The sequence below is a fragment of the Roseovarius halotolerans genome (genome assembly GCF_900172255.1).
Classification (GTDB): Bacteria; Pseudomonadota; Alphaproteobacteria; order Rhodobacterales; family Rhodobacteraceae; genus Roseovarius; species Roseovarius halotolerans.
In genome coordinates, this window is the sequence record NZ_FWFU01000001.1 from 1140868 (window position 1) to 1159902 (window position 19035).

Sequence of the window (19035 nt, forward strand, 5' to 3'; positions counted from 1 at the left end):
TCAGCCGCGCCAGGGCTGGGTCACCGGCAGCGTCCGGCGCAACCGCTGCAATGTCGAGAGAGTCACGCCGAAATAGGCGGCAATCTCGGAATCATCCATGCCATATCCGCGCATCGCGCTCAGCGCTTCGCCGGGCAGGGGGCCAAGCTTCTGAGTAATGCTGCCGTTGCGCGCGGAGAGCGACTGGCAAATGCAGGGTGGGGCCTCGCCGCCCAATATTTCAGTCATAGGAAATCCCCTTCATTTCGGGCAGGGTGCTGCGCGATCCGGGTCGGCTCTGCCAGGAAATTTGGGACCAGTATTGACCCTGGTCAATGACACGCATGTGTCATTTGTCCGATCATTAGAAATGCGGCGGCGTTCCGCGTCCGGGGCGCGCTGCACCGGCGGGCTTTGGCCGATGCCTGACATTTCTCCCGGCCAGTTTGCGGGCTCTGGGACTCACTGAAACATGATGCGAGGAAGCCGTCCATGCCCGATACCACCCCGAACACAGCATTGACACGACATGCATTGCGCCAGACCCGCGCGTCGGTTGCCCTTGCATCCCTGGCGATGCCGCGGGTCGATGAACTGCGCGCAGCGCAAGAACGGATCATGGATGAGGCCGAAGGCTTCACCAAGGCTTGGTTCACGCGCCGCCGCATCGCTGCGCGCACCGGTGCTGATGCTTTGCAACAGATGGGCGCGGCGGCGCTGAGCAATCCCGGCACCTCAGTCAAGATACTGAACGTGTGGCAAGCCGGATCAATGGGACGGATCGCGCAGGATGTGGGCGAATGGACAGGTCTTTGCACGACCTGTTTCGTTGGCACCCTGACAGCCGAAGCCGAAGCGGGTCGCGCCCTGATCAGCGACTGCACCAACGCTGCGGCACCGGCAATAGAGACGCTATCGGATCACGCGATACCTGTTTGAATCAGGCGTCGCGGCCGCCCGCGCGCCTCAGTAGTCCCGTTCGTAGAACACTCCGAGGCCGGTATTGCCGTCGGTGCCGACGCTGCCGCGCACCGTCACGTTGTCACTGACATCGAGATTGAGGTCGATCCTCTGATTTCCCTCGCTGTCAGCTGTGACCTCTGAATAAACGTTCTTGCTGATATAAGCCCCGGCGGTGAACTCCGTGGTGCCCTCGGCATTCGTGGTCACGTCAAGGTCGCTCAGGCCGAGGGTATTGCGCAGCTCCGTCATGAAGCCACCGTCAAGCTGACCTGTCAGCGTGGCCACGGCTGCGGCCAGCTGTGCGGCCTGGAAGGGCGAAATGTTGTTAATGTCACGCCCGAACAGCAGGCGCGAGACGACTTCCTCCTGCGGCAGTTCCGGTGTCGAGGTGAAGATGATCTCGGGCGCGCTCGCCAGCCCCTCGATGATGACATTGACGCTCGTGTCATCGGCTTCTGTCTGCGCAACGAAGCGCAGATAGGGATCGAATGCGCCACGCAGGTCGATGAGCCCCTCGGTCAGCTCGAGCCGACGCCCAAGAATGTCCAACCGCCCGCGCTGCAATGCAAAGGTTCCACTTGGGATCACATCATTGGTGGTGCCCCTCAGCGTGAGGTTGCCGCCGAGTTCGGCGTCAAGCCCGCGGCCACGCACGAAGATCCGGTTGGGCGCAGATACCGTGATGTCGAGGCCAAGGGCAGGCGCTTCGGCCGTGCTCTCTTCCCGGATCAGACCCGCACGGCGCCGGGTTTCGATGACTTCGGGGGAATCGTTCCGATGCCGGATCTGCGGGAGCAGGCCCACATTGGCAATGTCAGATGAGGGGATGCGGATTTCCGTAGGCCCAAGCACCAGGTCACCCGACACCTGCGCACCGCCAGTAAGCGGCCCGGCAACGCTCAGCCTGCCGCCGACCGCAGTGCGATAGAGGTCGGGATCACTCTGGACCAGCGCAGCCAATACGACGGCCAGGTCGGCCGGGTAGGGCGGGGTCAATCCGATCGGCCCGCGCAGGATTATCTCGCCGCCTTCGCCACCCGTGGCCCGCAGGTCAAGCTGCGCCTGAGAACCTGAAAGGCTGATGCCTCCGCCAATATCCGTCAGCGCCGCGTTAAAGGTGGGCAAGGCAATCCGCGCGCCCGACAGGTCGATCTTGCCGCTCAGCGACGAGAGTGCGGGCGGACCGTTCACGGAAAGATCATAGCGTGCCGTGCCGGCGACCGAGCGCGGCGCGATGAAGCTGTTGGCCAGTGCCAGAGGGACGGCACCGCTGGCGTTGAGACTCAGCCGCTCACCGAGATCCCGGATATCGCCGGTGATGCGGGCAGAGGTTCCGCCCGGGCCAGTGGCCGAAAGGTTGACGCCGATATCTCGGCCCATGTCATCGCGAAGGGTGATCTGCCCGGAGGCTTCCGCAGGTCCTGAAACGCCAGGCGCCAGCAGGCCCAGATCGTCAAGCCGCGCTGTCAGGTTGATCGGAGCGCCCGCAGCACCGCCCTTTGCAATCAGCGAAACGCGCCCGGATTTGAGCGACAACAGGTCAAGCGCGACCTGCCCGGGTTCGCGCGTCGCCCTGAGCGCAGCATCGAGCTGCCCGGCAATCAGCCTGTCAAGTTCCGGCATGCCACTGCGCAGCCCGCGCCCTTCAAGCTCTACGTCCAGCCGTCCGGTCGCCTCGCGAAGCGTGCCGTCACCTTCGCCGCGCAGCGCCACTTCACCGGCAAGCGTCCGGCCCGCAAGCGCCGAGAAACGCGACAGATCCGGTGCGGTCAGCGCAATGCGACCTGCTGCTGGAAGGGCTTCGTCCTCGGGCGTGATCTGTCCCGTCGCGCGCAGCTCGGCACCCGCCAGCTCCGCTATGATGTCGCGAAAGGTCAGCGCGCCGCCCGCCGTCCAGCCAAGCCCGCCATTGACCTTCGCAGGCCCGGAGATGCGCGGCTCGATCAGCGCAGCTTCACGCAGGGACACGGCAAGGTCGAGCGTGCCGGATTGAGCATCAAGCCGACCCGAGATGTCGGCCTTCACCTCGTCATTGTCGAGCTGCAGGCGGTCAAGCACGGTGCCGTCCTCGTCGCGACGCGCAACCACGCGCAGCGAGGTCGGCGGCGACAGGACCGGATCGAGCCGCGGCTCGCCAACCGCCAAACCGTCGGTTCTGGCTTCGAGGGAGAGGTCGAATGAACCGCCCAGAATCGTGCCGTCGCCCGACAGGCTGGCGCGTGCTTCACCTGCCAGATCACGTCCGGTAACTGCGGCAAAGCGCGCAAGATCCGCAGCCGCTATCGTTGCCTTGCCACTGACCGGGAACCCCTCGGCAAGCCCATCGAGTTCGCCCCGCGCGTCCAAAGTCGCATCGCCGCTGGTGATCCGGAGCCGCTCGACCCTCAACGGCTCGCCCTCCCGCAAGCGCAGCCGCACATCGCCCTCGGGGGCGGGTCCCACGGCCTCGGCAAGTGCCGGGTCGTCATGGCTGAAATCCTCGACCGAAAAGTCGAGCAGCGCATCGAGCGTGCGCGGGGCGTCGAGGATGATCTGCCCGCTGCCCTCAAGGCGCGCCTGCGCAATGCGCATCCCGTCCCGCTGCAGATCGTCGATTGTGGCATTTGCCTGCCAGCCCTGGCCCTCATCGGCGTTGTAGCGCGCAGAAATCCGCGCGCCTGCAAGCCGTGTTGGTGGGCCGCTCATGGGCAGGCGCACCAATGCGCCATCGGCATCGAGCTCACCATCAAGCGACAGGCTGAGCGGCCAGCCCTGAGGGTCGAGCTCAAGTGATCCATCAAGGCGCAGCTGTTCGGTGCTGAGTGTCAGCCTGTCGATCATCATCGCGCCGTCGGCATTGCGCTGACCATCAAGCACGACGCGGGAGCGGGCGCCGAAGAAACCACGCAGTTCATTGGTGAAGAATGGCCGCAGATCGCCCCCCAGCCGTGCTTCGAACCATCGTGCGCCGTCATCTGTCGTCGCAGGGCCTCGGCTGTCATTGCCTTCAGCATCCTTTGTGGGCTTCTCACCGGTCACACGCACCACGCCGGTCAGCCGCGGGATATCATTTCGCAACAGCGCTAGGCGCGCTTCGTAATCTTCGATCGGGTCTTCGCCGCGCAAGGTCAGTCCAAGGGCAGGGCGGTCGGGCATGTTGAGCATACCCGAGACAATCCCGCCCGGGCCTTCGCGCAGTTCGACATCCAGCGCAAGAACTCGGGTCTCGTTGGAATACCCCGCGTCGAGTGTCAGCATCCCTTCATCATCAAGACGCTCGACCGCAAGCCGGGCGGCACCATCGCCCCCCTCCAGCGAGAGACTGCCATCCAGCGACAAGGTCACGGCCTCGCCCAGCACCGGCGCACCCAGTTCGACCCGTGCGGCACTGATTTCGCCGATATTAACCGACACCGGCAGATCGGGCAGGGCGAAAGGCTTCGCAACGGCATTCTCGGGATCGAGCCGGGGCTCGCTTGCCTCCGTGTTGGGCTGCCGTTCTAGGATGATTTCCTGTGCGGTCAGCTGGTTCACCTCGAGGCGGCCGCGCAGCAACGCGCTGCGGGTCCATTCGAGTGTGACATCGCGAAGCGTGAGCCAGACTCCTTCGGAATCCGCAATCGTCAGCTCATCGAGGCTGGCCTCGGAAGACAGCGCACCTTGAAAGCCGGTGATGCGCACATCGCGCCCGGCCTGGGACAGGTTGTCTTCGATGAAGGCTTGCAGAAGTCCACGATCGCGCGCCGTGTCCGCATCCGTGTCCTGGGCGGAAAGACCGCTCGCCCAGAGGGTGAACAGGGATATGATCAGAAGAATGCGCATCAAAATGCCTGCCCGATGCCGATATAGACCTCAATCGCGCCGCTTGAACCGCCACTGACAGGCGTTGCCACGTCGAGGCGGATCGGCCCGATACCGGTATCGTAGCGCAGGCCAAGTCCCGCGCCGCTATGCCAGCCGCCATTCTCGGTGCCCCAGCTGTCCGCGCCCACGAAACCCACGTCATAGAACGCCACCAGCGACAGCGCGTCGCGCAGCGGTGCGCGCAGTTCGCCCGAAAAGGCCATGAAGGAGCGCCCGCCGATCTCGCGGCCGCCGCCAAGATCAACCGCCAGCGATTGATAGGCTTGCCCGCGCACGGTGCCCGCGCCACCGGAATAGAACAGCATCCCCGGCGGCACCTCGGCAGCGGAGGCACCAGAAACCGAGCCGACCTGCGCGCGCCCCGCAAGGACGAAGCGGTCATCCTTGCCAAAGCCGAGATAGGCGCGCGCGTCCCCATATAGGCGCGCGCCTGCCGATCCGCCATTGACGCCGACAAAGGGCGTCGCTTCGACATCGAGATAATACCCTTCATGTGCGTCAAGCTGACTGTCGCGGGTGTCCCAGGTCAGGCGCGCCGGCAGCAGGACATGTTCGAGCGTGCGCGCGCCAAGGTCGTCATCCACCTCGGAATAGCGATATGCGATCCCGGCCTCGCCCGTCAGGCTGTCCGAGAAGATATGCGTCAGACCGCCGCCCACCTCGATACTGCGTTCACGGTAGTTCGGCTCGTTCTCCTCTGCGGCGCGGGCCTCGAGATACAGGCCGGTATCGGGAGTGAATGTCGCCGGGCGGTCAAAGCGTGCCGAGAGGTTGTAATCCTCGCCCCCCGTATCGCCGCCGATCCCGCCGACCGAGGCGTCAAGACGCAGCCGCTCGGCACCGCCCAGGAGGTTGCGATGCAACCAGAACCCCGACAGGCCCAGCCCCTCGAGAGACGAGATTTCGGCGCCAAACCCGATGCGACGGGGCTTCTCATCAACCACGCGGGCCTCGATGTCCAATGTGCCGTCCGGCGCGGGTGTCTCTGCCTCGGTGACTGAAACGGAACGAAAGGTTCCGGTACGGCGCAGGCGCGTGGCGGCCTCGTCCACCTCGTCGGGTGAAAAGGTCTCACCGGTCGGAAGCCCGGCGATTTCGCGCAGCCGTTCGGGACGAACGCGCCCGGTCTTCCGAACGACAAGATCGCCGAAACGAAGGCGAGGTCCGGGATTCAGGCGAATATCAGCGGCCACGATGTTGGTCTTGTGGTTGGCGATCACATCCTGACCGGCCAGTTCGGCCTTGGCATGCCCAAGGTCACGCCAGCCATCGATGCCAGCTTTCGCGGCGTCGGCGATCAGGCCGCTTTCGGCATAGGCGCCGAACCTGAAGCCGTCAGGCAGTTCCGTGCCCGGCGCAAGCGGGGTGACATTCGTGCGGGCGAAGATGAATCGCGGCCCCGCCAGGACTCGCAGCGCGACACGGTCGATCCTGCTAATCTGCGCCAGCGGTGGAATATCGGCGGCTTCACGGCCATCCACGACGATCCGGATCACGCCGCCATAATAGCCCGCCGCGTAAAGCACGCTTTCGAGGCGACCGTAATCGGCCCGCGCGGCCGCCAGAAGATCCTGCGGCGTAACCGGCTCTTCGCGAGCGGGCGCAGCAAGCGTGAGCGACGCGGACTTGAGCTTGTCCACCAGCGATCCCGGCGCGCCCGGCGCGACCAGTTTGAGCTCGGTGGCAAATGCCGCGCCCGTGGTCAGGATCAGCGCGACACAGACGGCAATGCGTTTCATCAAGTGAATCGATTCGTTCAAAATGGAGCTCCGTTACCGCGACTGATGTAACCTGAACGCGCACCGGGATGCGACCGTTCCGCACCAAGAATGGCGCAAAAATGCCGTAGGATCAGATGGCGTGATCCGCTTCCGACAATTCCTTCTCGAGCGCGCCTTCGATAGCGCCGCGCGGACGGGTGAACCGGCCCAGAAGATCGTAGAGAACCGGCGTCACGATCAACATCAAGGTCGTCGCCATGAGCAGACCTGCGATGATAACCGTGCCGATGGCATTGCGGCTTTCGGCACCCGCGCCACTGGCCAGAACAAGGGGCAGGGCGCCGAGAACCGTGGAGATCACGGTCATCACGATCGGGCGCAGCCGCAGGACCGAGGCGCGTATCACCGACTCGCGCACATCAAGGCCTTCGTCGCGCAGCTGGTTGGCGAACTCGACGATCAGGATCCCGTTCTTCGCCACCAGCCCGATCAAAAGGATGATCCCGATCTGGCTGTAGACATTGATCGAAAGCCCGCCGATCGCCATTGCATAGATCGCACCCGCGACACCTGCGGGAACCGTCAAAAGAATCGTGACCGGATGGACGAAACTCTCGAATTGTGCCGAGAGAACAAGAAAGACGATCAAAACCGACAAGGCGAAGACAAGTCCAGCACCGGCTGATGTATCCTTCAGGGTGCGCGACTGCCCCTCGTAGCCAAGCGAGGCTTCAGCTGGCAGGATCTCGGCGGCCGCGGCCTCGACCCGGCCAAGCACCGTCCCGAGATCCGCACCCGGCGCAAGCGCACCCGACAGCTGGATCGACGGCAGCCTGTCGAAGCGTCTTAGAGATGGCGCCGCGGCGTTCTCGCGCACCGTCACCAGCGCTCCGAGCGGCACCAGCGTCTCGCCGTCGCCGGAGCGTACGAAGATGTTGTCGATGTCCGACGGCGTCCGGCGGTCTTCCTCGATCGCCTGTGCGAGCACCGGGTACTCGCGGCCGCGGCTTACGAAGGTGGTCATCTGCCGAGAGGCGAGCATGGTCTGCATCGTGTTGGCGATGGTGTCGATCGACACACCGAGGTCATCGGCGCGCGCACGGTCGATGGTGACATCGAGCTGTGGCAGGTTCTGCTCAAAATTGATCTCGGGATTGACCAGACCCTCGATGTTTTCGGCGCGTTCCAGCAAGGCGAGCGACCATGTCTTGACGCTGTCGAAATCAGGTCCGCCGATCACAACCCGGACCGGCGTAGAATTGCCCCTGAGCCCCAGGCCCGCAGGCGTGACAGGAAAGCCGCGCGCGACGGTGATCTGTGACATCTGGGGCGCGATACGTCCGACCACTTCGGATACCGTCAGGTCACGCTCGCTCCAGGGCGCGAGGCGGAACACGACGAAGCTGCGCCATGCGCGGTTGCCCCAACCGGTGAAGGTAAAGACGGATTCGATGACGCCTTCCTCGCGCATTGGCGCGAGGATGTCCTCGACCTGACGCGCTGCGCGGTCGGTATAGGCGACGGTACTGCCTTGCGGAGCGGATAACGGTATGAAGCCCACGCCGCGATCCTCGCGCGGCGCCAATTCGCGTGCCAGCCCGTCGTAGAACAGGAACGCGCCCCCGGAGAGCACCAGCGCAAGGGTCAGCACCACCAGCGGCGCCCGCATCGCACGGATCAGAAGCGCAGAGTATCCAACCTGCAGCCAGCCGCGCGGCGCGTATTCGCTGCGCCGTGCGGTTGTCTTGCCCGCCTTCAGAACCTTCGACGCAAGGGCCGGACACGCGGTCAGCGCCACGAAGGTTGAGATCGCCACGGTCCCCGCCATGACCCAGCCAAATTCGACGAAGAGCTTGCCCACCTGACCGGGCATGAAGGAAAGCGGAACGAAAACCGCGATCAGCGTCACCGAGGTGGCCAGCACCGCGAATGTCACCTGGCGCGCGCCCTTCAGGCTGGCCACAAGCGGACTTTCGCCATTCTCGATCCGCCTTTGGATGTTCTCGAGCACGACGATGGCGTCGTCCACAACCAGGCCGATGGCCAGCAACAGCGCCAGCAAGGTCAGCGTGTTGATGGAGAAACCCCAGATCCCGATCAGGATGAAACAGCCGAGGAGGGAAACCGGAATGGTGATCGCAGGGATAAGCGTGGCCCGGACACTGCGCAGGAACAACAGGATCACCAGCACCACCAGCGCCAGCGAGATCGACAGCGCGATCACGACCTCGCGGATCGATGCGCCGACGAACAGCGCGTCATCCGAACCGATTATGATCTCCATGCCCTCGGGCAGGGTCGGGATCAGGCGGGCGATCTCGGCGCGCACCGCGTTGGAAATCTGGAGCGTGTTGGACTGGCTCTGTCGCTGGATCGCAAGCCCGACCGCGTCCTTGCCGTCGCTGCGCGCGAAGGTCGTATCGCTTTCGACGCCCGGTTCGACCCGAGCGACATCGCCGAGCCGGACCGGATAGCCCGCGACCCGGTCAAGCACCACGTCGCGGAAATCGTCGACACTGGCGAGACGGCTGTTGAGACGCACCGACAACTGCCGGTTCTCGGATTCGACCTCGCCGGCGGGCAGCTCGACATTGTTGCGCCGCAGCGCCTCTTCCACATCGGACACGGTCAGCTTGCGCGCAGCCAAGGCGCGCCGGTCCAGCCAGATCCGCACCGCGAAAGAGCGATCGCCATACACACGAACATTGGCGATGCCGTCCTGCGTCGCAAGGCGATCGACGATGAACCGGTCGATATAGTCGGTGATCTCGGCAGTGGTCATCCGGTCGGATGTGACCGCCAACCGCATCACCGGATCTGCATCGGCGTCGGCCTTCTCGACCTCGGGTTGATTGGCGTCCTCGGGCAGGTTGTCAAGAACCCTGCCGACCGAGTCGCGCACGTCATTGGCCGCGACATCGATATCGCGGCCGGGATCGAACTCGATCGTGACCCTGGAGCGGCCCTGTCGGCTTTCGGAGCTTATCGAACGGATACCTGCGATCGAGGCTATGGCGCCCTCGATAGTCTCGGTGATGTCGGTGTCGATCACCTCTGGGGCGGCGCCGCGATAGGTGGTGGTGATCGATACAACGGCGTTGTCCACATCGGGAAGTTCGCGGATCGGCACATCGCGCAGGGCGCTGACACCGAAAACGATCAGAAGCAGGCTGGCCACAGCCGCCAGAACCGGACGGCGGACGGACAGGTCCGAAAGTGTCATGTGTTGTCGCCCTCGGTCGCGTTGTCGGCGGCAACATCAGCGCTGTCGCCATTCTGGCCGATGATCTCGACGGGGCTTCCGTCGCGCAGGCTCTGAAGGCCGCGCAGGACGATGGTGCTGCCCTCATCGACCCCTTCGAGGATCGCAACCATCCCGTCGCGCCGCAGGCCGGTTCGCACGACAACGCGCTTTGCAGTCCCGTTTTCAACAACGAAAACATACGTTTGTGCGGCCTGGAACACGAGCGCCTCCTCGGGGATGACGACGCGCTCGTTCTGAGACAGCGTCAGTTCCAGCGACATGAACATGCCCGCGGGCAGGGTACCTTCGGGGTTGGGAATGATGGCGCGGGTTCGGAACGAACGGCTGACCGGATCAATGCGGTTATCCACGGCCTCGATCTTGCCGTGGAACACCTCGTCAGGGAAGGCGACGGTGGTGGCGGTCAGCGGTTGGTCGTGCGAGACCTGCGCGAACAACGCCTCGGGCAGGCCGAACTCGACCTCGACCGCGCTCAGATCATCGAGCCGGGTGATCGTGGTGCCCTGGACGACGCGGGCGCCGGGATCTATGTTGGTCAGCCCGACAACTCCGCGAAACGGTGCTCGGATCGTGCGCTCCTGAAGGCGGCGGGCCGCGCGGTCAAGCTGGGCCTCGGCTTCGGCAAGGCGTGCCTCGGCCTCTTCCAGGGTCGCTTCGGCCACGGCGTTGGACAGGCGTAGCTGTCTGGCCCGTTCCAGGGCCTGCCTGCGTTCCTTGAGCCGCGCTTCGGCTTCGGCAAGGTCCGCGCGGGCAATGTCATCGTCCAGACGCACGAGGACGGCACCCTTTTCAACCATCGCCCCGGATGAAATTGCCAGCTCGACAATCCGGCCGTCTGCTTCGGGGACGATGTCGACCGATTGGCGCGCACGGGTCGTGCCGACGGCCTCGACAGTGCGGGCGAGGGTGCGAACTTCGGCGGTGGTGATTTCGATGGGGGTGGGTCGGTCGGCGCGGCCCGACGTTGCGGCTGCGGTCTCGCCGGAAGCGAAATACCTCTGATATCCTTCATAGCCGCCATATCCGATAGCCGCGAGAATGCCGATCAACAGCAGTTGTTTCCAAATCGGCACGTCCGTCACCCCTTTGCAATAGCCCGCGTTAAAGCCGGTTCGGGATAAGGTATAGGAGGCAGGGGAATTGGCAACTCCTTCCGCATCACGGATTCGATATGTCGAGGTCTGAATAAGGACTTGCGGGGCCGATATCGCCTCAGGCGGCGCGATTACGCGCGGCGAGCCAGTCGATGGTCGCCGCCCAGGCGCTCTCGATGTCAGGAACGGCTTTCGCCAATGCGTCTGCATCGCCTTGGTGCGCGGCGCTTTCGGCGCGCGCCGCGGCGCGGCGCAGCTCGAGCGCCCCGATCGTTGCCGCAGCGCCGGCGAAACGATGCAGGCGCCCCGCGATTGTTTCGAGGTCGTTCGGCCCGCTGGAGGACAGCACCCTCATCAGGGCCTCGCCTTCGGTCCTGAATCCTTCGATCAATCGGATGAACTGTTCCTCTGGCAGGATCGCGCAGAGCTCGTCGGTGACCGAAGGATCGATCGCCTCGCGCGCCTTGCGGGTGTCGGAAGCCCCCGTGCTTGTCAGCAAACGGCGCAGATCGGCCAGGCGCAGGGGTTTGGTATAGACGTCGTCGATACCTGCGTCATGCAGCTGTTTGCTCGCCTCGCGTTCGACATGGGCGGTCAGGGCGACGATGCGCGTATCCGCCGAAAGACCGTGGCCGTGACGGATGCGTCTGGTGGCTTCGAGCCCGTCCATGCCGGGCATCGAAATGTCCATGATGATCAGGTCGAACCGCCTGGCATTTGCGGCGCTGACCCCGGCGGCGCCGTCCTGCGCGTGGCTGACGCTATGCCCGTCCTGCTCCAGCATCTCGCCGAGAACGAACCGGTTCGCGGCGTTGTCCTCGACCAGCAGGACGTCCAGCGGCGGACTCCGCTTTAGCGGGCGATCACTGCCTGTCTTACGATCCATGATCCGGTCACCGACGCCGGGCAGGGGAAGGCGCACCCAAAAGAGGCTCCCTTCGCCGGGAATGCTCTCGGCGCCGATCTTGCCGCCCATGAGCGTGACAAGGTTGCGTGCAATCCCGAGGCCCAGCCCGGTGCCCTCGACACGGGAGGCGTCGGGAGAGAGGCGCACAAAGTCGTCGAAGATGCGCGAAAGGTCCTGTTCGTCAATACCGATCCCGGTATCGGCGACCTGCACCTCGATCAGATCGGTGCCTTGGCCGGGGCTGGCGATGCGCGAGAATTCGATGGTGATCTGACCTTTGCGGGTGAACTTGATCGCGTTCGACAGGAGGTTCAAGAGCACCTGCTGAACGCGATCGGGATCGCCCAAGACCTCGCCTACGGGCGCACGGCCGGGGAGCACGCGGATGCTGGTGCCATTGGCCTCGGCCTCGGCCTGCTGGCCGGTCACGATTCCGTCAATCAGCGCCTCGAGGTCGAAGGCGGCTTCACGCAGTGTCAGTTGGCGCCCATCGGAGCGCGCGATATCCAGCGCATCGTTGATCTGGTTGAGCAGCAATTGCCCCGAGCTTTTCATGATCGCCGTATAGCGCACCTGCTCCTTCGACAGACGGGTGCCATCCAGAAGGTCGAGCGCCCCCAGGATCCCGTGTAGCGGCGTGCGCATCTCGTGGCTGCTGCGGCCCAGAAAACGGGCCTTGGCGCGTTCGCTGGACAGCGCCTTGTCGCGCGCGGCCTGGACTTCGGCTTCGGCGGCAACACGGTCCGAAATGTCACGGATGAAACAGACACAGACCGCATCGCTGGCCCGCATCGCCATGTTGGCCGACACTTCGACCGGGACCAGCGCGCCATCTGCCGCCCTTGCCAGCAACTGCGGGGGAGCCTTGCACAGGCCTGCGGAAAGCGCCTGCAGACGGCTGCTGTCGATCGGGCTGACGCTACCATCGGTCTCCCGTGCCAACAGGATATCGCTGAGCCTGACAGGCGCGTCGCCGGGACGGTCGAGGTCAAAGGTACGTCGCGCCGTGTCGTTGGTCTCGGCGACACTTCCATCGGGCCGGACCACCAGGATGGCATCCCCCGAGGTATTGAGGATCGTCGAGAGCCGGTTGAGCGTCGCCCGGTTCTGCAGTGCGCGCCGGTGGTTGAGCGCATTGAGCCGCCAGAGCACCCACATCAGCGACAGCATGGCTGCCAACATCAGAAGGCTGATGACCGTCATCTGCCGCAATGTGGTGGTGAGCGAGGTTCGTTCCGCATCGGCACGCGCGGCATCAAGGGCGATGCCCGCGCTGGAGAGACGCCGGATCGAAGGCGTCAGGCTGGTGGTGGCGTGCAGGAGCGCGCTGCGCGCGGCGACCATCTGAGCGTCATCGAGGTCGATCAGTGCAGCCATGTCGTCCAACGTGGCGCACATTGCTTCGACCTCGGCGAGGGCCATGCTGTTGTCGGCGAATGCCTTGCGATATGCGCCGCTGCTCATGAAGGTGGTCGCGCGGCTGTAAAGCACGTCGAAACGCAGGCGAACCTCGTGGATATCGGCGGGAGCCGGGTCGTCCAGACGGTCGAGCGCGCGCGCGAGTTTAACCTGATCGACCTCGAGCTGCGCCAATGTCCATTCGATATTGTCATGCGCGGCGCTGCCATAGCGATCGAGCTTGAAATACACCTGAAAAGCGAGGAACGCGGTTGCGAGCATACATGCCAGCGACAGCACGCCGAACAGGACCAGCGGCGCGTTGCGGCGGGACAGGCGGGTCTTGAGATGTGCAAACGCGCTCACGTTTCGATCCGTTCTACGGCAGGCCGATACACTAGCGCGTCGCGACGATGCGGTCCAGTTGCCAGATGCTGCGGGAATAGTGGGTTTCGGTGCGGTACGCGGGGTTGCGATCCCAGTCATAAACCAGCCAGAGCGGGCCTTTCTGACGGAGAGTCATGATCTTGCCGTTGCGCTCATATGCCAGCAGTTCACCGCCTTCCTCGATCGCGTCGACCGGGATGCGCACGACGTAGTCGTTGACGGCGAAAAGCTCGAGCGTGCCGCTGCGGATGCCATGATGAGCAAGCAGCGTGGCAAGCCAGACGCCGGTAAAACGCTGCGTTCCGAAGGTCCAGTTGGTGCTGGTTTCGATGGTGGCCGAGGGGAGCGCGAGGAGCTGGGAATAGGTCATCTCGACAGTTTGTCGCGTGCAACGCACGTCTGAGGATTCATCAATTATTTCAAGGGAAAGAACAGGTCGCGACGCCTCATCCGCAGCAGCGCGGGCAGGGCCGCTCATGGCAAGGACAGCCAGCCCGAGCAGCGCCGCGACCCACGCTGGCGAATTCGTATTCCGATGGCTTCGCGACACTGTATTGCACGCTCCGTCGAGATCGGCCAGAACCGCGCAACATTGTCCCGCGGGTGGCATTTTCCTATGCAATGCCGCAGGCAGCGCATAAACTATCTGTAAGCCTGTCATGCTTGGTCTGTAAAGTGAGTGGGGCTCTGGCGGGGCGCGCGGTGGCGCTGCGCGGGAGATTGGTTCGGGAACGTGACATGAAGAAGCTATTGATCGCCGACGACCATGAACTGGTCCGGGAAACGATCGCGGATTACTTGCGATTGCAGGGGGGGTTCGAGGTTGCGTCGGCGGATGCATTGGAAAGCGCGCTGGAAGCCGAACGCAAGAACGGCCCCTATGACATTGTTTTACTTGATTATTCCATGCCGGGGATGGATTCCCTTTCGGGGTTGAGGCGGATGCGGGCCGAGACCGGCTGCCCGGTGGCGATCCTGTCGGGCACGGCCACGCCCGAAATCGCGCGCCGGGCGTTGCGGGCCGGGGCGGCGGGCTACCTGCCCAAGACCCTCGGCCCGAAGGCGCTGATCGAGGCGGTGCGGGAGATGCTGGCGGGCAACATCTATCGGCCAGAGGAATTCCTTACGGATCAAGAAGATAGCAGCGAGGCCGTGCACCTGACGCCGCGCGAGCTGGATGTGGTGCGGGGACTGACAGAGGGCAAATCCAACAAGGAAATCGCCCGTGACTTCGATATCCAGGAAGTCACCGTGAAACTGCACGTAAAGACCCTGTCGCGCAAACTGGGGGCAAGAAACCGGACCCATGCCGCGATGCTGGCGCGGGATCTGGGGCTAATCTGATCCTCGCCCGAGAATCACCCTTCAACCAACTGATTAACAACGAAAAACGGTGATCGGCATTGCGGCTGTATCACGTCGGTATCGCGTCGGTGCCATGCACCGCACCGGGTAGGGGTTAACAAAGAGTTCGTCATGAATGGCGGGGTGGTTTGTACGGAAGAGGGGTGGGGGCGTTCCTGATACATCAGCACGATCACTCAGCCGCCAGAGCCGCCCGATCCTGCCGTGGCGAGAGGCCGAACTTCCTCGCATATTCGCGCGAGAACTGAGCCGAGCTTTCGTAGCCGACGCGAAAGGCAACCTCTGACACCTTGGCGTCGGAGGAGCGCAGCGCGTCGCGGGCGTGCAGCAGGCGCAGGTCTTTCTGGTATTGCAGCGGCGAAGTACCGGTGACCGCCTTGAAATGCTCGAAGAAAGCGGATTGGCTCATGCCCACGCGATCGGCAAGCTCCCCCACGATCACCGTGCGCGACAGATCGGACTGGATCTCGCGCGTCGCCTGATAGATGCGGCTGGCGGTGGTCTCGTGCCAGAGCAGCTTTTGCAGCGTGTCGGCATGGGGACCGAGAAGCAGCCGGGCGTGGATTTCCTGCCGGGTGATCGGGGCCAGCAATGGGCGTGTCGCATCGCCTGCGCATTGGTCCAGATACCGGGTCAGTGCGTCCTGCATCGCGGGATCGGTCGGGCAGAGCGTGATCGAGAACGGGTCCTGGCTGCGCGTTCCGCGCGCGGGCGGCATGGCAGGTGCCAGGCCGCGCAGCAGGTCGAGGTCGAGCGGGAAGACCAGCGCGACATAGGGCGTCTCGGGCGTCGCCTGAGTGATCCGGGAGACGACCGGCAGCGCATGGCTGACGAGCAGAGATTGACCGCTCGCTACGGTCAGGCTGTGCGCGCCCGCGCTGACCTGCTTGGCACCTTGCAGGACGCTACAGAGAAGCGGGCGATAAACGGTTGCCTGCTGCGGGCTGGGCGCCGTGAACCGCAGGAAGTGCATCCCGCTTTCGGCATGGGCAAGGCCGCCCCGAGGCTCCCCGGCCTGATCCATCAGCGCCACGGCGCGGTCCAGCAATCCGGTCATGCGGCTCTCCTTTCACGGATGTCGTAGCATGACACGCCCGGTTTTCATGAAGGATAATTTCGTCACCCAGAGGATCAGGCAAGTTTTTCGGATAAATGAGAAAGAACCCACTTATGGCCCGGAGTATCGTGTCTCAATCACCAACAAAGGACAGGGCACATGGCAAAGATTTTCATCACCGGAATTGCGGGCGGCTTTGGCCTACCCACCGCAAAGGCGCTGTCAGCGCAGGGGCATCAGGTGGCCGGCAGCGTCCGAAACCGCTCAGGCCGCAACGCTGACGCCGTCGCCACGCTGGAAGGCTTCGGCGCGCAGATCGTCGAGATGGACGTGACCGACAACGCGAGCGCCGAGGCAGGCGTGGCCGACGCAATCAGCGCGCTGAACGGGCTGGACGTGCTGTTCAACAATGCCGGAATCGGCTCTTATGGTATTCAGGAACTGATGTCGCCAGAGGACATGGCCCGCGTCTTCGACGTCAATGTGACCGGCGTGCAGCGGGTCATGCGCGCCGCCTTGCCCCATTTCCGCGCACAGGGGCGTGGAACGGTCCTCTATACCTCGAGCCTGATCGGGCGCATCGCGACGCCATTCTACGGCACCTATTGCGCGTCGAAATGGGCGCTGGAGGCAATCGTGGAATGCTACCGCACGGAACTCTCGGGCTTTGGCATCGAATCCTGCATCATCGAGCCGGGTGCGATGCCCACGGCCTTTTTCGACGGCATGGTCACGCCCGACGATCCCGCGCGCGAGGCTGAATATGGGGATTTTGCCGCCGTCCCGGATCTTTCGGCGCAGGGGCTGGCGCAGATGCTTGAGGCCACGCCCGACCAGCGCCCCGAGCGTATCGCCGAAGCGGTCACCGCGCTGCTGGCGTTGCCCTTTGGCCAGAAACCCTTTCGCACCGTGGTCGATCACACCGGCGTCGGCCCCGAGATCGAGCGCTACAACACCGCTTTGCATGACGTTACCCGCACCGTCCTGACCAATTTCGGCATCGAAGAGATGCTGCGCCTCAACCCCTGAAGGAGCCAAATCATGCCTGCCATTCTCATCACCGGCGCATCCTCCGGCATCGGCAAGGCCACGGCGCTGCGCTTTCATGCCGAAGGCTGGAACGTGATCGCCACGATGCGCGATCCCTCCGGCTCGGATTTCGCCGAGCGCGACAACCTGCTGGTCACCCGCCTCGACGTGACCGATCCCGCCTCGATCGCCGCGGCGGTGGCCGCGGGGATCGACCGTTTCGGCGCGATCGACGTTTTGCTGAACAATGCGGGCTACGGTGCCTACGGCCCGCTCGAGGCGTTTTCGGCCGACCGCATCCGCCGCCAGTTCGACACCAACGTAATCGGTCTGTTGGAGGTCACAAAAGCCGTCCTGCCGCATATGCGTGCCCGCCGCTCGGGCAGCATCGTCAACATATCTTCCATCGGCGGGCAGATCACCTTTCCGCTCGGGACGCTCTATCACGGCACCAAATTCGCGGTCGAAGGCCTGTCCGAGGCGCTGCATTACGAGTTGGAACCGCTGGGTATCCGCGTGTGCATCGTCGAACCGGGCATGATCAACACGGATTTCGGCGGTCGCTCCTTCGATTTTGCGATGGATGAAACGCTGACCGATTACGCCCCAACCGCCGAAGCCATGGGGCGGCTCTTTGGCAAGCTGGCGTCAAACCCTTCGTCGCCCGACGTCGTAGCCGACGTCATCTGGCAGGCCGCGAACGAACCCGGCGACCAACTGAGATTCCGCGCGGGTCCGGACGCCGTCGACTTGCTGGATCGGCGCAAACAGCAGGATGACGCCAGTTTCATCAGCGGCATCAAGGCCTTGATGACGGAATGAGAAGCTGAAGATCCAAAGCGGGCCGCCGCGCGGCTTCGACGCGCGGTTCCGACACCCCCCATCGAAAAACCCCGCGCCGGTGAGGGCGCGGGGCGTTGGAATGCTGTCGGCTTTTGAAGATCAGGCGCGGCGGCGGCGGCGGCCTCCGGAGCGGCCGCCACGGGCGCCGGCTTCATCCTCGCCGGGTTTGACGGGGGCCTTGTTGAACTTGATCCAGGCGCCGCCATGCGGGTCGTTGTCGGTCAGGAAGTTGGCGGCGCGGATGGCCTCCATCTCCTTGCCGGGGCGGGGCAGGGTGGAGCCGAGCCCGAAGAGCTGGCAGAAGGTCTCGTCATCCATGTCCTCGGGCAGCACGATGCCCGCGGCGGCGACTTCGGCCTTCTTGGCGTCGAGTTCGGATTGCTTCACCGGCAGCGCCACCGGGTTCATGATGGCGCTGGTCATGCCCGCGCCCATGGCCATCGGCAGGAAGGCGTTGTTGATGCCGTGGCGGTTGGGCAGGCCGAAGCTGATATTGGAGGCGCCACAGGTGGTGTTGACGCCCAGTTCCTCGCGCAGGCGCCGCACCAGGGTAAAGACCTGAAGCCCGGCGGTGCCCATCGCGCCGATCGGCATGACCAGCGGGTCGACGACGATGTCATGCGCGGGGATGCCGAAATCGGCGGCGCGCTCCACGATTTTCTTGGCGACGGCGAAACGCACATCGGGGTCTTCGGAAATACCGGTATCGTCATTCGAGATGGCGACGACGGGAACGTTGTATTTCTTGACCAGCGGCAGCACCAGTTCGAGGCGGTCCTCCTCGCCGGTGACCGAGTTGAGGAGCGGGCGGCCTTCGCAGGCGGCGAGACCGGCCTCGAGCGCGGCGGGCACCGAGCTGTCGATGCAGAGCGGCACATCGACGAGACCCTGCACCAGTTCGATGATCTTGGTCATCAGCGGCGGTTCGGTCTCGTTCGGGTTGGGGTTGGAGTTGTAGACCACGCCCGCGTTGATATCGAGAACGGTCGCCCCTGCCGCGACCTGCGCCAGCGCGTCCTTCTCGACGGTCGAGAAATCGCCCGCCTCAAGCTCGGCAGCGAGTTTCTTGCGCCCGGTGGGGTTGATCCGTTCACCGATCACGCAGAAGGGCTGATCGAACCCGATGATGGCGGTCTTGGTTTTGCTTTCGACGACTGTGCGGGTCATTGTTGATTTGTGTCCTT

Annotated in this window: 13 protein-coding genes; 4 read left to right on the forward strand and 9 right to left on the reverse strand. The window is 64.2% G+C overall.

What is annotated here, in order from left to right; genetic code table 11:
- Nucleotides 1-228 (reverse strand): hypothetical protein, encoded by a 228-nt coding sequence (locus ROH8110_RS05545; protein ID WP_085816646.1) that lies wholly within the window; start codon nucleotides 226-228, stop codon nucleotides 1-3.
- A gap of 243 nt (nucleotides 229-471) precedes the next feature.
- On the opposite strand from ROH8110_RS05545, the gene ROH8110_RS05550 reads away from it, so the two are divergent.
- On the forward strand, nucleotides 472-918 hold the full coding sequence (locus ROH8110_RS05550) for a hypothetical protein (protein ID WP_139837386.1): 447 nt from the start codon (nucleotides 472-474) through the stop codon (nucleotides 916-918).
- A gap of 27 nt (nucleotides 919-945) precedes the next feature.
- On the opposite strand, the gene ROH8110_RS05555 is transcribed toward ROH8110_RS05550, so the two are convergent.
- From ROH8110_RS05555 to ROH8110_RS05580, 6 genes are all read right to left on the reverse strand, one after another.
- Complete coding sequence (locus tag ROH8110_RS05555) at nucleotides 946-4743, reverse strand: translocation/assembly module TamB domain-containing protein (protein WP_245962746.1); 3798 nt, start codon at nucleotides 4741-4743, stop codon at nucleotides 946-948.
- Entirely contained in the window at nucleotides 4743-6524 is a 1782-nt protein-coding gene (locus ROH8110_RS05560) for an autotransporter assembly complex protein TamA (RefSeq protein WP_085816649.1), read from the reverse strand. Before ROH8110_RS05560 ends, ROH8110_RS05555 begins: the two co-directional genes overlap by 1 nt.
- A 112-nt stretch (nucleotides 6525-6636) precedes the next feature.
- Nucleotides 6637-9729 (reverse strand): efflux RND transporter permease subunit, encoded by a 3093-nt coding sequence (locus ROH8110_RS05565; RefSeq protein ID WP_085816650.1) that lies wholly within the window; start codon nucleotides 9727-9729, stop codon nucleotides 6637-6639.
- Entirely contained in the window at nucleotides 9726-10844 is a 1119-nt protein-coding gene (locus tag ROH8110_RS05570) for an efflux RND transporter periplasmic adaptor subunit (RefSeq protein WP_245962745.1), read from the reverse strand. Before ROH8110_RS05570 ends, ROH8110_RS05565 begins: the two co-directional genes overlap by 4 nt.
- 139 nt (nucleotides 10845-10983) lie before the next feature.
- Nucleotides 10984-13536, reverse strand: coding sequence for a hybrid sensor histidine kinase/response regulator (locus ROH8110_RS05575; protein ID WP_170156434.1), 2553 nt, complete (start codon nucleotides 13534-13536; stop codon nucleotides 10984-10986).
- A 31-nt stretch (nucleotides 13537-13567) separates the two neighbouring features.
- Nucleotides 13568-13927: a putative pterin-binding protein gene (locus ROH8110_RS05580; protein WP_121143616.1), complete on the reverse strand. Its 360-nt coding sequence runs from the start codon at nucleotides 13925-13927 to the stop codon at nucleotides 13568-13570.
- Between the two features lie 368 nt (nucleotides 13928-14295).
- Between ROH8110_RS05580 and ROH8110_RS05585 the strand changes: the two genes are divergently transcribed.
- Nucleotides 14296-14901, forward strand: a complete 606-nt coding sequence (locus ROH8110_RS05585) for a response regulator transcription factor (RefSeq protein ID WP_085816653.1) — start codon at nucleotides 14296-14298, stop codon at nucleotides 14899-14901.
- 193 nt (nucleotides 14902-15094) lie between these two features.
- Here ROH8110_RS05585 and ROH8110_RS05590 read toward each other — a convergent pair whose 3' ends face one another.
- Nucleotides 15095-15979, reverse strand: a complete 885-nt coding sequence (locus ROH8110_RS05590; protein WP_085816654.1) for an AraC family transcriptional regulator — start codon at nucleotides 15977-15979, stop codon at nucleotides 15095-15097.
- 159 nt (nucleotides 15980-16138) lie between these two features.
- Between ROH8110_RS05590 and ROH8110_RS05595 the strand changes: the two genes are divergently transcribed.
- Both ROH8110_RS05595 and ROH8110_RS05600 read left to right on the forward strand, forming a co-directional pair.
- A complete protein-coding gene (locus tag ROH8110_RS05595; protein ID WP_085816655.1) occupies nucleotides 16139-17008 on the forward strand; it encodes an SDR family NAD(P)-dependent oxidoreductase in 870 nt (289 codons plus the stop codon).
- 12 nt (nucleotides 17009-17020) lie between these two features.
- Nucleotides 17021-17830, forward strand: a complete 810-nt coding sequence (locus tag ROH8110_RS05600) for an SDR family oxidoreductase (protein ID WP_085816656.1) — start codon at nucleotides 17021-17023, stop codon at nucleotides 17828-17830.
- A 120-nt stretch (nucleotides 17831-17950) separates the two neighbouring features.
- On the opposite strand, the gene ROH8110_RS05605 is transcribed toward ROH8110_RS05600, so the two are convergent.
- Nucleotides 17951-19018 (reverse strand): methyltetrahydrofolate cobalamin methyltransferase, encoded by a 1068-nt coding sequence (locus ROH8110_RS05605; RefSeq protein WP_085816657.1) that lies wholly within the window; start codon nucleotides 19016-19018, stop codon nucleotides 17951-17953.
- Nucleotides 19019-19035: the final 17 nt, after the last annotated feature.

Bases quoted from the DNA above. Each gene is read 5' to 3' on its own strand.
- ROH8110_RS05545 (WP_085816646.1), bottom strand. From the start codon at position 228: ATGACTGAAATATTGGGCGGCGAGGCCCCACCCTGCATTTGCCAGTCG.
- ROH8110_RS05550 (WP_139837386.1), top strand. From the start codon at position 472: ATGCCCGATACCACCCCGAACACAGCATTGACACGACATGCATTGCGC.
- ROH8110_RS05555 (WP_245962746.1), bottom strand. From the start codon at position 4,743: ATGCGCATTCTTCTGATCATATCCCTGTTCACCCTCTGGGCGAGCGGT.
- ROH8110_RS05560 (WP_085816649.1), bottom strand. From the start codon at position 6,524: ATGAAACGCATTGCCGTCTGTGTCGCGCTGATCCTGACCACGGGCGCG.
- ROH8110_RS05565 (WP_085816650.1), bottom strand. From the start codon at position 9,729: ATGACACTTTCGGACCTGTCCGTCCGCCGTCCGGTTCTGGCGGCTGTG.
- ROH8110_RS05580 (WP_121143616.1), bottom strand. From the start codon at position 13,927: ATGACCTATTCCCAGCTCCTCGCGCTCCCCTCGGCCACCATCGAAACC.
- ROH8110_RS05585 (WP_085816653.1), top strand. From the start codon at position 14,296: ATGAAGAAGCTATTGATCGCCGACGACCATGAACTGGTCCGGGAAACG.
- ROH8110_RS05590 (WP_085816654.1), bottom strand. From the start codon at position 15,979: ATGACCGGATTGCTGGACCGCGCCGTGGCGCTGATGGATCAGGCCGGG.
- ROH8110_RS05595 (WP_085816655.1), top strand. From the start codon at position 16,139: ATGGCAAAGATTTTCATCACCGGAATTGCGGGCGGCTTTGGCCTACCC.
- ROH8110_RS05600 (WP_085816656.1), top strand. From the start codon at position 17,021: ATGCCTGCCATTCTCATCACCGGCGCATCCTCCGGCATCGGCAAGGCC.
- ROH8110_RS05605 (WP_085816657.1), bottom strand. From the start codon at position 19,018: ATGACCCGCACAGTCGTCGAAAGCAAAACCAAGACCGCCATCATCGGG.